Source organism: Ruegeria sp. AD9 (assembly GCF_056542305.1).
In genome coordinates this window covers 55,810-70,374 of sequence record NZ_JBQFZP010000016.1, presented here as the reverse complement: position 1 = coordinate 70,374, position 14,565 = coordinate 55,810, and the positions used below count along the sequence as shown (strand labels likewise).

The 14,565-nt window shown below is 54.9% G+C and carries 10 protein-coding genes; 4 read left to right on the top strand and 6 right to left on the bottom strand.

The genetic code is table 11. The annotated features are described in order from the left end of the window. Position 1: 1 nt before the first annotated feature. Positions 2 to 892 (bottom strand): LysR substrate-binding domain-containing protein, encoded by an 891-nt coding sequence (locus ACR0AM_RS18280; RefSeq protein ID WP_480477701.1) that lies wholly within the window; start codon positions 890 to 892, stop codon positions 2 to 4. A gap of 120 nt (positions 893 to 1,012) precedes the next feature. Between ACR0AM_RS18280 and ACR0AM_RS18275 the strand changes: the two genes are divergently transcribed. The 4 genes from ACR0AM_RS18275 (at position 1,013) to pbfA (ending at position 6,388) form a co-directional block, all read left to right on the top strand. After that, positions 1,013 to 2,200 carry a 2-aminoethylphosphonate--pyruvate transaminase gene (locus tag ACR0AM_RS18275; protein ID WP_480477699.1) on the top strand — a complete coding sequence of 396 codons (1,188 nt, stop codon included), beginning with the start codon at positions 1,013 to 1,015 and terminating at the stop codon, positions 2,198 to 2,200. A 17-nt stretch (positions 2,201 to 2,217) separates the two neighbouring features. Continuing rightward, on the top strand, positions 2,218 to 3,462 hold the full coding sequence (phnA, locus tag ACR0AM_RS18270; protein WP_267365552.1) for a phosphonoacetate hydrolase: 1,245 nt from the start codon (positions 2,218 to 2,220) through the stop codon (positions 3,460 to 3,462). A gap of 3 nt (positions 3,463 to 3,465) precedes the next feature. Beyond that, positions 3,466 to 4,929: a phosphonoacetaldehyde dehydrogenase gene (phnY, locus tag ACR0AM_RS18265; protein WP_480477695.1), complete on the top strand. Its 1,464-nt coding sequence runs from the start codon at positions 3,466 to 3,468 to the stop codon at positions 4,927 to 4,929. A gap of 106 nt (positions 4,930 to 5,035) precedes the next feature. Continuing rightward, positions 5,036 to 6,388 carry a (R)-1-hydroxy-2-aminoethylphosphonate ammonia-lyase gene (gene pbfA, locus ACR0AM_RS18260; RefSeq protein WP_480623640.1) on the top strand — a complete coding sequence of 451 codons (1,353 nt, stop codon included), beginning with the start codon at positions 5,036 to 5,038 and terminating at the stop codon, positions 6,386 to 6,388. 858 nt (positions 6,389 to 7,246) lie between these two features. Here pbfA and ACR0AM_RS18255 read toward each other — a convergent pair. The 5 genes from ACR0AM_RS18255 to ACR0AM_RS18235 form a co-directional block, all read right to left on the bottom strand. Beyond that, positions 7,247 to 9,226 carry a bifunctional 2',3'-cyclic-nucleotide 2'-phosphodiesterase/3'-nucleotidase gene (locus tag ACR0AM_RS18255; protein ID WP_480623639.1) on the bottom strand — a complete coding sequence of 660 codons (1,980 nt, stop codon included), beginning with the start codon at positions 9,224 to 9,226 and terminating at the stop codon, positions 7,247 to 7,249. Positions 9,227 to 9,502: 276 nt separating this feature from the next. Further along, complete coding sequence (locus ACR0AM_RS18250; RefSeq protein WP_480623638.1) at positions 9,503 to 10,579, bottom strand: M24 family metallopeptidase; 1,077 nt, start codon at positions 10,577 to 10,579, stop codon at positions 9,503 to 9,505. 200 nt (positions 10,580 to 10,779) lie between these two features. Further along, the gene (locus ACR0AM_RS18245; protein WP_480623637.1) at positions 10,780 to 12,579 is read right to left on the bottom strand and encodes an aminopeptidase P family protein; all 1,800 of its coding nucleotides are present in this window, start codon (positions 12,577 to 12,579) and stop codon (positions 10,780 to 10,782) included. Then, positions 12,569 to 13,570: an ABC transporter ATP-binding protein gene (locus ACR0AM_RS18240; protein WP_480623636.1), complete on the bottom strand. Its 1,002-nt coding sequence runs from the start codon at positions 13,568 to 13,570 to the stop codon at positions 12,569 to 12,571. The genes ACR0AM_RS18245 and ACR0AM_RS18240 overlap by 11 nt, the downstream gene beginning before the upstream one ends. After that, complete coding sequence (locus ACR0AM_RS18235) at positions 13,567 to 14,562, bottom strand: ABC transporter ATP-binding protein (protein ID WP_480623635.1); 996 nt, start codon at positions 14,560 to 14,562, stop codon at positions 13,567 to 13,569. Before ACR0AM_RS18235 ends, ACR0AM_RS18240 begins: the two co-directional genes overlap by 4 nt. Positions 14,563 to 14,565: the final 3 nt, after the last annotated feature.

Genomic DNA, 14,565 nt, shown 5'->3' with positions numbered 1-14,565 from the left:
GTCACATATCTCCGGCGGTTTCCTTCTCCCCAAGAACCCGCTCCGCAAAGTCCATAAACGCCCGTATGATCTTGACATCGCGACGCTGGGAAAGTGAGATCATGCTTTCACCCATTTGCAAATTCACACCCTTCAATTTGATTTGCCGCAGTCGATCATCGTGCCCATATTCCGCCTGAGATACAAAACCGATACCTGCACCCGAGGCAACAAGTTCGCGAACGGCTTCTCGGCCTTCAGCTACAATCGCCGGGTTTAACCTGATACCTTGTTTCTCGGCTGCTTCTTCCAGTTTCTCGCGTGTTTTTGACCCGTGCTCTCTGAAAATCAGGGGCAACTCGGCCAGCTCCTTCAGGGTCAGGGTGGGTTTTGATGCCAAAAGCACGCCCTGGCCAGCAAAAGCCACGATTTCAGTGGACCCCAAATTCAATACGTCCATGTCCTTGCCAGGAGACAGGCTGCCAACAACACCGATCTCTGCATTGTAAGACCGAAGCTCTTCCAGGATTTCTTCGGTGTTGCCGGATCGCACAGTGATCGTGATTTTAGGGTATTTCTTTTGGAACGGCGCCAGAAAAGATGTCATGTGATGCGCTGAATCGGCAATGATCCTTAATTCTCCATCGATCGCGGCTTTGGTTTCAGAGAGGTAATCCTCAATCTGATCTTCGATCTCGAAATACTGTTTGGTGAATCGGTAAAGCTGTTCGCCTTCGGGCGTTAGGTTCACGCGTTTTCGTTCACGCTGGAACAACAACAGGTCGTGATCCTGTTCCAGTTTTCGGACCTGCTCTGAAATCGCTGGCTGGGTCAGATACAAAGCCTCTGCCGCACGGGAAAATCCCCCATGTTTGGCCACGTAATGAAAGGCTTTCAACTGGCTGTGTCGCATTACAGTTCCCTGAAGATGAATGCATAGGCTGCGCCTATGATTAGATTGATAATTGCAATTTCACATATAGCAAGCGTTGCTGCAATTGTGTTCCTGAAAACGCTGTTCTGGAGCCTGGTAATGACGCCATCCAAACCAAAATTAGAGCAACCGCGCCTCGGCGAACCCTACCTTTTGACCCCCGGTCCTTTGACAACCTCCTATGCGGTCAAAGAGGCCATGCTGCGCGATTGGGGAAGCTGGGACGATGATTTCCGCGCCATGACGCGAGAGGTGCGGTCAAGCCTGCTGAACCTGCTTGGCGAGGGTGCCGACGAGTTTGATTGCGTACCGATGCAAGGCAGCGGATCGTTTTCTGTCGAAGCGATGCTGGCATCCTTTATTCCGCGGGACGGAAAAGCGCTGGTATTAGCAAATGGTGCTTATGGGCAGCGTTCGGCCCAGACGTTGCAGTACCTGGGTCGTGATCATGTCGTGTTGGACAAGGGCGATTACCTGCCGCCGAGGGGTGACGAAGTGGCGCGCATTCTTGCGGATGACCCGGACATCACGCATGTCGTGGCCATTCACTGCGAAACCAGCTCGGGTATCCTGAACCCGGTCGAAGAGATATCGGAAGTCACATATGCCGCCGGGCGCAAGCTTTTGATCGACTCGATGTCGGCATTTGGGGCGATTGAGCTCAAACCCACTGAAATCCGATACGAGGCCATGGTGTCTTCGGCGAACAAATGCATCGAGGGCGTTCCGGGTTTTGGGTTCATTGTGGCCCGCAAGACCGAGCTTGAAGCCGCAAAAGGCAACAGTCATTCGCTGTCTCTGGATGTGTATGCGCAGTGGTCGCATATGAATAAAACGGGCCAGTGGCGGTTTACCCCACCGACGCATGTGGTCGCTGCCTTCATCGAGGCGCTTCGGGCGCACACCGCCGAAGGAGGTGTTGCAGGTCGCGGTGCCCGCTATACCCGCAACCGGGACGTCATGGTCGCGGGCATGCGTGAACTGGGTTTCGAAACACTGCTGGATAATCGTTGGCTGAGCCCCATCATCGTTACCTTCTTCTGCCCGGCTGATGAGAAATTCGTCTTCGATCAGTTCTATAACCGGATGAAGGAAAAAGGGTTCATTATCTATCCGGGCAAACTTACTGTCGTCGACAGTTTCCGCGTCGGTTGCATCGGTCAGATGGACGAAGATGTCATGCGTAAAGTTGTGATCGCTGCAAAAGAATCTCTGGAAGAAATGGGCGTGACAAGCGCTGCGCCTCCTCTCCGGGCACTGGAAGAACGCGCCAAGTTGGCCGCATAAAAATCAAGGAAAAACAGATGACCATTCAAACCCCTGTCGAAGCAAATGAGCGCGTCTACCCGACGCCCAAAGTGCCCGCAATTGCCATCTGCCTTGATGGATGTGAACCAGAATACCTCGACGTGGCGATTGCGAAAGGGCTGATGCCCAACCTCAAACGGATGCGGGAGGAAGGTACGGACCGTCTGGCGCATTCTGTTATCCCGTCGTTCACCAACCCCAACAATCTTTCGATTGCCACCGGGCGCCCGCCGATCGTGCATGGAATCTGCGGCAACTACCTTATCGATCCCGATACTGGTGAAGAGGTGATGATGAACGACGTCCGCTTCCTGCGTGCGCCGACCATCTTCTCGCAGTTCTATGATGCAGGTTTCCGCGTGGCGATGGTAACCGCCAAGGACAAGCTTCGCGCGCTGCTTGGTGCCGGGCTGAAGTTTGACGAGGGCAGGGCGGTTGCATTCTCTTCTGAGCGTTCGGGCGAAACGACGCTTGAAGAACACGGCATCGACAATGCCAGCAAGTGGTTGGGCATGGACGTGCCCGAGGTTTACTCGGCCGAACTGTCCGAGTTCGTTTTTGCTGCTGGCGTCAAGCTGCTGAAAGAGTTCAAGCCCGACGTCATGTATTTGTCGACCACCGACTATATCCAGCACAAGTTTGCACCCGATCAAAAGGGCGCGCTGGATTTCTACGCCATGTTCGACCGCTATCTGGGCGAATTGGACGCATTGGGGGCCGCCATCGTGGTGACGGCTGATCACGGCATGAAGCCAAAGCACTTGGCAGATGGATCCCCTTCGGTCGTCTATGTGCAGGACCTGATGGACGAATGGCTGGGCAAGGATGCGGCGCGGGTCATCCTTCCGATCACTGACCCGTATGTCGTCCATCATGGTGCACTGGGCTCGTTCGCGACCGCATATCTGCCGGATGGCGCGGATCAGAGCGACATCATTGCCAAACTCAAGGCGACCGATGGGATCACCCATGTGCTGACCAAGGCTCAGGCCATTGAACGGTTCGAATTGCCCGGTGACCGGATTGGCGACATTGTAATGGTTTCTGGCGAAAACATTTGCATCGGAACGTCCGAGCATCGCCATGATCTGGCAGCGCTCAAAGAGCCCCTGCGCAGCCATGGTGGTTTGACGGAACAAGAAGTTCCCTTCATCGTGAATCGTGTCATCGACCTGCCAAACCAACCCGTGCTGCGCAACTTTGATGCCTTTTTCTACGCAACTACAGCGGCGGCACAGTAAGCCATGAAAGACCAGACCATGTCGAAAATCGAAGTTCGTAACGAAGGAATGCGGATCGGTGGCGAAATCGTCTTTACCGATGAAACCATTCCCGTCCTCTACCCGTACACCAACGAGGTCGTGGGTCATGTTCCCGCTGGCACCGCAGAACACGCACGCAGGGCTTTCGAAATTGCGGCGAATTACAAACCAAAACTGACCCGGTACGAGCGCAGCCAGATTTTGCAGCGCGCAGGCGAGCTGATCGGTGAAAAACGTGATTATCTTGCGAAATGGCTGACGTTAGAGCTGGGCATCTGTCACCAGCATGCGATCTACGAAACCAAACGTGCACAGGATGTTTATCAGTTTGCGGCGGCTGAGGCGCTAAAGGACGATGGCGAGATATTTTCCTGCGATCTGACCCACAATGGCAAAGCTCGCAAGATTTTCACCACCCGAGAGCCGGTGAAGGCAATCAGTGCGATCACCCCGTTCAATCACCCTTTGAATATGGTAAGCCACAAAATCGCGCCATCTATTGCAACCAACAACTGTATGGTTTGTAAACCCACGGAACTGACGCCGCTGACCGCGCTGACATTGGCCGACATACTTTACGAGGCAGGCCTGCCGCACGAGATGTTCCAGGTGGTGACCGGCTGGCCGGCTGACATTGGCGATGAGATGATCACCAATGAACATATCGATATTATCACCTTCACCGGGGGTGTGCCGGTGGGCAAGTTGATCGCTGAAAAAGGCGTCTACAAGCGTCAGGCGCTGGAACTTGGGGGCAATGATCCTCTGATCGTTCTGAATGACCTCAGCGATGCGGATTTGGACAAAGCCGCAACAATCGCAGTGGCGGGTGCGACCGGAAACTCCGGTCAGCGGTGCACGGCGGTCAAGCGCATCCTCGTGCAGGAAAGTGTGGCCGACAAGTTTGTACCGCTGGTTCTGGAGAAGGCCAAGAAGATCAAATTTGGCGATCCGCAAGACCCTGAAACCGAGCTGGGGTGCGTGATCCACGACAAAGCCGCGGAGATATTCGAAAACCGCGTTCTTCAGGCTGAAAAAGAGGGTGCAGAAATCCTGTATCACCCGGGCCGTCAGGGCGCATTGCTGCCGCCTATCGTCGTCGACAAGGTTCCCCATGACAGCGAGCTGGTGATGGAAGAAACTTTCGGTCCTATCGTGCCGATCGTGCGCGTGCCGGACAACGACGAAGAGGTGATGGCGATCTCAAATTCGACCGAGTTCGGCCTGTCTTCTGGGGTCTGCACCAATGACCTGAACAGGGCCATCGCCTTTATCAACGGATTGAATGTCGGCACCTGCAACATCTGGGAACAACCGGGTTACCGCATTGAAATGTCACCCTTTGGCGGCATCAAGGACAGCGGAAACGGCGTGAAGGAGGGTGTTATCGAGGCGATGAAGTTTTTCACCAACGTCAAAACCTATTCGCTGCCCTGGCCCAACTAAACCTTGCGTCCTTTCCCCACAGACGGGAAGGGCGCCTCATATCCTCCCTGATACTGGCGGGCCTTTAGGGGCCCGCATCTTTTGATGACAGAAACGAGGAGCGGACATGCCACAGATTGTCCACACGGAAGGGGAATCAAACACATCCGAGGCGCGTAAGGCGTGGTTGAGAAAGTCCATGGGACCAAAGTCGACACCTCTGCTCAAACGCGATGCGGATGTATTCCTGCATCAATCTCTGTCATCACCCTGCGTCAGCACCATTGCAAAGGCCGAGGGGATCTGGATCGAGGATATGGAGGGTCGCCGGTACATGGACTTCCATGGAAACTCGGTGCACCACATAGGCTACGGGCACCCGCGTCTGGTTGCCGCAATCAAGGCGCAGCTTGACGATCTTCCTTTCGCGCCCCGCCGCTTTACCAATGATCCGGCAGTGGATTTGGCGGAAAAACTGGCAGATATCGTACCTGGCGATCTGGGGAAAATGCTCTTTACCACAGGCGGCTCTGACGCCACCGAGGTTGCTCTCAAGATCGCGCGCGCCGCTACCGGTCGGTTCAAAACGATCAGCTTCTGGGATGCCTTCCATGGCGCGGGCTTTGGCGCCGCAAGCGTCGGTGGCGAGGCGACGTTCCGCAGTCATATCGCGGGCCCCCTCTTGTCGGGCACTGAACACGTCGCGCCTTTCGCCTGCTACCGTTGCCCATACAATCACACGGGACCGGAAACCTGCGGGTTGGCCTGCGCGAAAATGGTCGAATATGTTCTGGAGCGTGAAGGAGATGTGGCGGCGGTCATAGCCGAACCGATGCGTGCGGTGCCCTATGTACCACCGCCGGGGTTTTGGAAATCCGTGCGCGAGGCGTGCAATCGTCACGGCGCGCTTTTGATCATGGATGAAATCCCGACAGGCCTTGGCAAAACCGGCAGGATGTTTGCCTTTGAACATGACGAGATCGTCCCCGACATTGTGACGCTTGGAAAAGCGCTTGGCGGGGGCATCCTGCCCATTGCCGCTTGTGTTGCCCGCAAACAATTGGATGTCTGCGGAGATTTTGCCATTGGTCATTACACACACGAAAAGAACCCGGTTACCGCGCGGGCCGCTTTGACAACGCTTCAAATCATCGAAGATGAGGGGTTGGTTCATCGATCGGCCACGTTGGGTGAGCACGCAATTGGCCGTCTTATGGACGAACTTCAGAACGTACCTACCGTCGGAGACATTCGGGGACGGGGTTTGATGTTCGGGGTCGAAATCGTCGATGATCGCGCCGACAAAACGCCGGGTAATGCGCGTGCCGAACGGATTTACTATGCCTGTCTGGAGGCCGGTTTGAGCTATAAGATCAGTCAGGGATGCGTTCTGACATTGTCGCCGCCGCTGACCATCTCGCAATCGGATCTGGACCACGCAATCGACATTGTGGTTGCTGCGATCAAGGCCGAGAGTTGACACGTCGGATCAGTCAAAATTCGGCAGTTGGGAAAAAGAGGCTAGCCGGGACAGCGACGAAGACCCCAAAATGCGACGTAAGACAACGAGTTCGATGGCGCACGGCGTACAAAAAAAATTGGATCTAGCCGAAGGCGTTGTAGTATCCAACTGCACTCAGGCTTCAAGCGCTGACGAAAGTGACGGGAAAGGCAAAATCTTCAATTCGGCCTCTAGTACAAATGAGACTGAATAAACTGACGGGATTACAGGAACTCAATATCAACAGAGCGGGGTCTTTCATGGTATCGAATGTAATTCAGAAGCTGAAAGACCTGTTGTCGCTGTGCTCCACAGATCGCAGCCCGTCGTCTTTGCCAAATGGTGGAAAAAAAGATTCAGTTCAGCAGGCGACTACTTTTTACCTGCCATAGGGTATTCAAACTCCCTTTGCCGCGAGATCCTTGAATACAGATTTCACCAACTTGCCCATGCCTTCATCCGTTTCAGGCGGTTATTCTCTTTTTCCATCCTCGCAAATACTGATCAGATCTAAGGTCTAATCGGCATTACTTCTGTGTGTCATGATTCATCCTTGCAAGGGTGGATGATCAACACCGAGATAGTCTGATTTCAGGGGACTGGGTCACCCGTTCAGCTTCTTTGACAGGGCTGGGAGCGCAGAAGCTCAACTGGCTTCCAACGGTTCGCTGAGTTCTATGGCCCACCCTCTCGACGCATGTCGGGAACGCCGATTGAAAATGTAGCATCTTCCGCCGCCGGGACAGATGGCTTTGAATTGTACGGGTGTTCAGCGCAAACCCGCCACCGAGTTACCAAGGTGGCGGGTCAGGTTATCGTTGTGACAAATTGGTCGGATCAGAGCTTGATGCGGAAGGCTGCGAAACCGTCTGCGCCTTCCCCGGCGTCCTCGATTGCCACTCCTTTGACATCGCCCATATAGTCGCGGGCTTTTGGACCGGTCTCGAACAACACCGTGGTGTCCGCCAGCGGCGAAAACGACCAGTTGGCATCCGCTTTGGGATCGATTGTGCCCTGTTCGACAATGTAGCGCACAATGACGTCGCGGTTGGTGTCCGGTGCTTCGAACACGATCGTGTCGCCCATTGCGCCCGGGAACGCGCCACCACCGGATGCACGGTAATTGTTGGTGGCAATGATGAACTCCATGTCATCCGTAACAGGCGCGCCATTGAAGGCAAGGTTCACGATCCGTGCTGCGTCGGGGTTCACCTCTTCGCCCTTTGGTCCAAAGCGCGACGGTTGCGACAGGTCGATCTGATAGGTCACACCGTCCATCACGTCGAAATTGTACGATGGGAACTCGGGGTTCAGAAGGATCGCATCCTTGGACCCAGCTTCGACCTGATTGAACATACCGGCCGAGCGTTCCAGCCAGCCACGCACCTGCGCCCCGTTCACGCGAACAGCGCGGACCGTGTTTGGATAGAGGTACAGATCGGCCACGTTCTTGATGGCAACGTCCCCGACCGGGACATCGGTGTAATACTCCGGACCCCCTCGGCCACCAGCCTTGAACGGTGCTGCCGCAGACAGGATTGGCAGCCCTTCATGCTCGGTGCCTTTCAGCATGTCTTCGACATACCATTTCTGCGCGATTGAGACGATCTGCACAGACGGATCATCCGCGACCAACGCAAAATAGCTGTGCAGCGGGGCCGAGGTCTTGCCGACCGCGCGCCGAACATAGGCCAGCGTTTCGTCATGAGCTTTCGCAACCGATTCCAGAACCTTCTGATCATCTTCGACCAGAGCGGTGATTGATCGATCTTCGTTACGTTTGGAAATCGGTCGCGCCTCGGAAGTTGTGGTGACGACGCGCCATTCATTGCCGTCCCGTTCCAAAAGCAGGTCCAGCAGGCCAAGATGCGACCCCCAGAAACCGCCCATGACGGCAGGTTTGCCCATCAGCGTGCCTTTTTCCACGTCGATCCCGGGGCGGTCAGCAAATGTCGGTGACGGGAAAACCAGGTGATTGTGGCCGGTGACCAGCGCGTCGATCCCGTCGACCCCTGCCAGAACCACCGATGCGTTTTCCATGCCGTCCTCATGATCGGCCCCCCCGATCCCCGAATGCGACAGGGCGATGATCAGGTCACATCCCTGTTCCTTCATCTCGGGCACATAGGCCTGAGCCGTCTCGACGATATCGCGGGCCTGAACATTGCCCTCCAGGTGCCTGCGGTCCCAGTTCACGATTTGTGGCGGGGTAAAACCGATGACACCGATCCTGATCGGATGTTTGGTGCCGTCGCCCATCTCGATTTCACGGTCGAGAATGGCATAGGCCTGAACAAGGGTCTTGTCGTCACGCGGGTTTGCACCTTTTTCCTTGGCGACGTTTGCCAGAACAACAGGGAACTCGGCACCGGCCAAAGCCTTGTCCAAGAACTCCAGACCGTAGTTGAACTCGTGATTGCCCAGCGTCGCGGCATCATACCCGACCGTATTGAAGGCCGTGATGATGGGATGGCTGTCGCCGTCCTTCATGCCGCGCTCGTAAGCGATGTAGTCGCCCATCGGATTGCCTTGCAGAAAATCGCCGTTGTCCACCAAGATCGAGTTTGTCGCCTCAGATCGGATTTCGTTGATGATCGAAGCTGTGCGGGACAGGCCCACCGTGTCGCGGGGTTTGTCCGCATAATAATCATAAGGAAACACATGGACATGGATATCGGTGGTTTCCATGATGCGCAGATGCGCCTGACTATTGGCCGCCGCCACCGAAAACGGGTGCAGGGTAATTGCCGCCGCACCAGCGGTTGTCGTGGCAAGGAAGCGGCGTCGCGAAATTGAAGAACGGCTTGAGAAAGACATGGGTCACCTTTCAGGTTTGTGGTCAACGCGTCTTTTTGCCTGTAATTCGCAACATCCATATGAAACCGGTTGCCAGCGCTTTAGACGCGTCATGTGTAGGCGCAATGCTAGGTACAATAGCCCAACTTCCTGTACTTGATAAGACATGGTAGAAGGGGAACCCGTGCCCTGCGATTGCCAAGACAATGCCTCACAATCAGTGCTTTGCGACATATCCAACCCGCATCATGTTGGCTGCCATTCACTGACCCCAACCGTGTGGCTGGGACAGCCCGGTTATCGACGTCCCGCCCCCAGGACAATAAGCTCTTTCGGGAAACTGGTCAGTGATAGGCATCCGTCTTCTGTGACCAAGACGTCATCTTCAATGCGGACACCGAAATTGCCTAGGTCATACAGACCCGGTTCGTTGGTCCAGACCATGCCTGCGCGCATTACCTGGTTGTTTCCGCGCATGATATATGGAGCCTCGTGCACATCCCGACCCAATCCGTGGCCTGTCTTGGTGCGGATGCGATTGGCGAAAGGGGATGCTTCAAGAACGCCGATGACAGCATCATCGATATCATGGGCCGTCACACCGGGGCGACACACGTTCAGACCCATCTGATTTGCTCGCAATACAGTTTCGTAGACAGCCTTGCCCTCATCTGAGACTTCGCCAACGAAAAAGGTTCGCGTGATATCCGCGACAAATCCATCCTTGCGCGCGCCAAAGTCAAAGAGCAGCGCATCGCCGGTTTGAATCCGATAATCCATACGCGCTTTCCCATGTGGTCGGGCCGAGTTGTCGGCAGCGACCACAATCGGTGTAAAGGCCAGTGAATCGGCGCCTTCGGCAAACATTGCCTGGATCAAATCCTGTTCGATCTGTTTCTCGGTCTGACCTGCGTGTACCGTTCCGATAACCCGCTCAAGCGCACGTTCCGAGATGGTGATCGCAGCTTGCATGGAGGCCACATCCTTGCTGGACTTGATCAGTCGCAGGTTCGAGATTTGGTGTTCCGCATCAGTTATTTGTAACCCAGGCATAGCTTCGGTCAGTGCATCAGAGATAAAAACACGCATGACCTGCCCTTCAACTGCAAGGGACCCGATGCTCAGGTGGTTCGCCAAAGCGGTGAAAGCCCCTTTGTAACCCGCCTCATCCCGCCAATCGAATACCGCTCCTTCGAACCTTAATTGATCCCACGAGCCAAGTTCCAGATTTGGAACAACGGCAGCGGGTTCTCCTGATGCGGGGATCACAACCACGATGGGGCGTTCGTTGGTCATGAAAGACTTGCCCATGGCACGGTCGAAATTTGGACCCGGCACCAATGCCACGGCATCGACAGAGATTTCACGGGCCAATTGGCGATATTCTGATAAATCTGGTAATCTTACCAACCCTTAATGTGACCGAAACCACCCGCTTCGGCGATCCCGGCACATCTTATTGTTCTTACTCCACGCGCGAGCCGTTATCGGCTTGGTATTCTGACGGTTGGAAACGTCGCCACTCGTTTCGCCGCACAGCAGCATACAGCCCGGCCAAAAGTTCGTTTCGTGTTTCAGATTGCAGTCGTCACTTTTGTCAGCCACCCTTTTGCGGGATCACTCAATCGCGGTGAAAGCATCTGTCTGATTTGACGATGATATTGATTTAACCAGTGCCGCTCGGGCATAGTCAGGTTTTGAACAATCAACATGTCAGTCTGAATTGGCACAAACGTCATATTGCGGAAGGCAAGGAAACCGTTGTCTTCTGTGACGACCTCAAAGACGTTTTCTATGCGGATGCCGAAGCTGGCGGCCTTGTAAAACCCCGGTTCAATCGACATGACCATGCCCGGTTCCAGATCAATCGGGTTATAGGGTTTTCCAATTCTCTGCGGGTGTTCGTGCACTGATAGTCGATGGCCGATGCCGTGACCGGTCCCATGGTCATAGTCCAGCCCGAGATCCCACAAAGGGCGGCGGCAGATCCCGTCGATATGGTGCCCTTGGGTACCAGGCGGGAATCGCAAGGTGGCCAAGGCACAGAAGGCCTTGAAGACTGCCGTGTATGCCTCATCATACCCGTCAGGCCGTGCTCTAAAAGCATAGCACCGGGTGGTATCGGTCGTTCCCGTCTCGTATTGTCCGCCGCTGTCCATCAGATAGGTTTGATCCGGTTGGATGGGATCATTCCGATCCGCGGTCGCGCTATAGTGGCACATCGCCGCGTTCCCGCCTGCCGCTGAGATCGCATGAAAACTGTCACCTAGGAAACCTTGCTGTGCGCAGCGCAGTGCCTTCAATTTTTGCTCTGCTTCACGCTCGGTCAGGGGGTCACCACTTTCGGCGCGAACGGGAACCGTGTCTGCAAGCCAGGCACCAAATTCTGCCCACGCGATTCCGTCGGTGAAATGGCAGGTTCGAAGACCCTCCAGTTCGATCGTGTTTTTCAATGCCTTAGTCCGGGTAATCACACTGCGTTCAGAACCAAGTTTCGCACCGGCTTCTTCGATGGTTTGTCTTACGGCGACAGGTGAGAAATCCGGATCAGCCAATACCAGCTGATTTGGCCGAAATCTGGCCTTGAGCGTGGGCAAAAACTCTACCTGTGGAACTATCTGAAGATTTGAGGGCAATGTACTCTCTACGAAATCATCCAGCTTTTGCGGATCGACAAACCAAATCAGCGTCCCGTCCCGATGTGCCAGAAGAAAGGAGTTAACTACCGGATTATAGTCAACATCTGCGCCGCGAATGTTCAGTAACCAGGCGATATTGTCAGGTTGTGTTTCGACAACAAAGTCGGCCTGTCGCTGAACCAGATAGTTCGCCAGATCAGAGCATTTTTCTGCACAGTTTTTCCCGGCAATCTGCGACGGTAAAACTGTCACACGACCACAGGGTGGCGCTGGTTGATCTGTCCAAACCGCGTCGACCGGATTGACTTGTTGCGGCACCATCATTGCGCCCACATCCTTGCAAGCTGCGTCAAACCGGTCAAACCACGACGGGGGTATGTGCATCGGGTCATATCCGAGGCGCCAACCTGTACGCATCTCTTTTCTCAGCCACTCTTCGGGCGTCTCGCCATGAAGATGATGATGAGAGAACAACGCGCCTTTGCACTCTTGCGTAGCCTGCAAGCTGTATCGACCATCGACAAAAAGGGCGACGGTGTCAGGTGTTACAAAGGCAAGTCCAGCAGATCCGGTGAACCCGGTCAGATACGCCAGACGTTCGTCATGCGGTGCGACGTATTCGCCTTGATGGGCATCAAATCGTGGTATTACAAAGGCATCCAGGTCCTGCACGCTCATTTGGTCGCGGAACAGCGAAATTCTTTCGCTCGGACATAAATGAAACCTATCCAGCATGTGCTTTGATCTCTTCCGCGTGGTGGCAGGCGACCTCTCCAAACTCCCCAAATTGTCTGAGTGCGGGAACGTCGCGTTGACAAAGACTTGTGGCAAAACGACAGCGCACGTGGAACGGGCATCCGGGCGGTACGTTCATTGGTGACGGCAACTCACCCTCCAGTCGGATGACGTTCCCTTTGTCATCCGGATCAAGCGATGGCGCAGCGCTGAGCAGAGCTTGGGAGTAGGGATGTGAGGGATCGGAGAACAAGGTTTCGCTATCGCCGATCTCCACAATCCGGCCCAGATAAATTACGGCCACCCGGTTCGAGACGTGACGTACTAGTCGCAAGTCATGTGCGACGAAAAGAATTGTAAGGTTCAGTTTGTCCTGCAATTCAAGCAGAAGATTGACGACTTGTGCCTGTACTGAAACGTCCAGCGCTGAAACCAGTTCGTCGGCAATCAAAACTTCCGGCTCGACCGCCAGCGCACGTGCGATAGCAATTCGCTGCCTCTGCCCCCCTGAAAACTCGTGTGGAAATTTGTATGCGGCGTCCTGTGGCAGGCGTACCAGATCCAACAGTTCCATAACGCGCGAAGGAATTTCACTCTCGGGACGCATCTTGTGAACACTAAGAGCCTCGGAAAGAATCTGACCAGTCGTCATCCGGGGGTTCAGGGACGAATAAGGATCCTGAAACATCATTTGAACGCGACGGTTGTAGTCGCGCTCGTTACGAAATTTCGGGTCAAAAATATCTTTTCCTGCGAAACGGATACTGCCGGTCTGAGGCTGGTGAAGCCGAACGATGCAACGCGCGAGCGTGGACTTGCCACACCCAGACTCGCCGACAACGCCCAGTGTTTCTCCTCGCTTGAGCTCGAGGCTGACACCGTTCAGCGCGTTGACAACCCGCCCGGGTCGCTGGCGGATCAGATCAAGAACCGATCGTGACAAATGAAATTGAAGACCCACATCGTTTATCTCCATGACCGTATCTGTCATGCGACGTCTCCCTGAGCTGCAGGCACATGATTGAAGCACGCCACATGACGACCCTCGGATATTGCCGACAAGGGTGGGCGCGCATTCAGGCACGCGTCGACTGTGCTGTGGCACCGTGGGGCAAAGGCGCATCCGACAGGCAATCTCTCGAGGCTCGGAGGCGTGCCCGGCACCGAATAGAGCGGTGTGCGCGGCGGCACATTCTGAGGAACAGACTGCATCAGCCCAACAGTATAAGGGTGACGTGGTGCATTCAAAACCTGACGCACTGCCCCCTGTTCAACCACCCGTCCGGCATACATGACAGCCAAGGATTCACAGGTTTGAGCGACCACACCTAAATCATGCGTGACAAGAACCACGCCCATCTGAAGCTCATCGGCCAAGGACAGGATCAAATCAAGAATCTGCGCCTGAATCGTAACGTCCAATGCGGTGGTTGGTTCATCGGCAAGCAATAGTTTCGGGTTAGCTGCCAGAGCAATCGCGATCATAACGCGCTGCCGCATACCACCTGAAAACTGATGTGGGTATTCGTCCAAACGTGACGCGGCAGATGGAATCCCTACATGATCCAGCATCTCAACCGCCCGGTCACGGCGCGCCGCGCGATTGAGGTCGGTATGCGCCTTCAACGTCTCGGTCAGTTGCATGCCAACCGTCAACAACGGGTTAAGCGATGTCATCGGTTCTTGAAAGATCATCGCAATTTCGCCACCGCGAATGCGCCTCAGTTTTCGTTCGGAAAGCGGAACAAGGTTTTGCCCCTGCCAATTCACAACTCCTGTGACTTCGCCATAGCGCCGCGATAGCCCCAGAACCGAGCGCAAAGTGACGCTCTTGCCAGAACCGCTTTCACCGACCAGTCCCAGGACTTCGCCACGTCGAACGGAAAAACTCACGTCTCGCACGGCTGGCAAAGGGGTCCCTTCTTTCCAGAAGGTTGTACTAAGGTTTTTCACTTCGAGGATAGGTTGCTGATTGCCTGTCATTGC

Excerpts from the sequence above, each read along its gene's own strand:
- ACR0AM_RS18275 (WP_480477699.1), top strand. The coding sequence starts at position 1,013 with ATGACGCCATCCAAACCAAAATTAGAGCAACCGCGCCTCGGCGAACCC.
- ACR0AM_RS18280 (WP_480477701.1), bottom strand. The coding sequence starts at position 892 with ATGCGACACAGCCAGTTGAAAGCCTTTCATTACGTGGCCAAACATGGG.
- phnY (WP_480477695.1), top strand. The coding sequence starts at position 3,466 with ATGAAAGACCAGACCATGTCGAAAATCGAAGTTCGTAACGAAGGAATG.
- ACR0AM_RS18240 (WP_480623636.1), bottom strand. The coding sequence starts at position 13,570 with ATGACAGATACGGTCATGGAGATAAACGATGTGGGTCTTCAATTTCAT.
- pbfA (WP_480623640.1), top strand. The coding sequence starts at position 5,036 with ATGCCACAGATTGTCCACACGGAAGGGGAATCAAACACATCCGAGGCG.
- phnA (WP_267365552.1), top strand. The coding sequence starts at position 2,218 with ATGACCATTCAAACCCCTGTCGAAGCAAATGAGCGCGTCTACCCGACG.
- ACR0AM_RS18255 (WP_480623639.1), bottom strand. The coding sequence starts at position 9,226 with ATGTCTTTCTCAAGCCGTTCTTCAATTTCGCGACGCCGCTTCCTTGCC.
- ACR0AM_RS18235 (WP_480623635.1), bottom strand. The coding sequence starts at position 14,562 with ATGACAGGCAATCAGCAACCTATCCTCGAAGTGAAAAACCTTAGTACA.
- ACR0AM_RS18245 (WP_480623637.1), bottom strand. The coding sequence starts at position 12,579 with ATGCTGGATAGGTTTCATTTATGTCCGAGCGAAAGAATTTCGCTGTTC.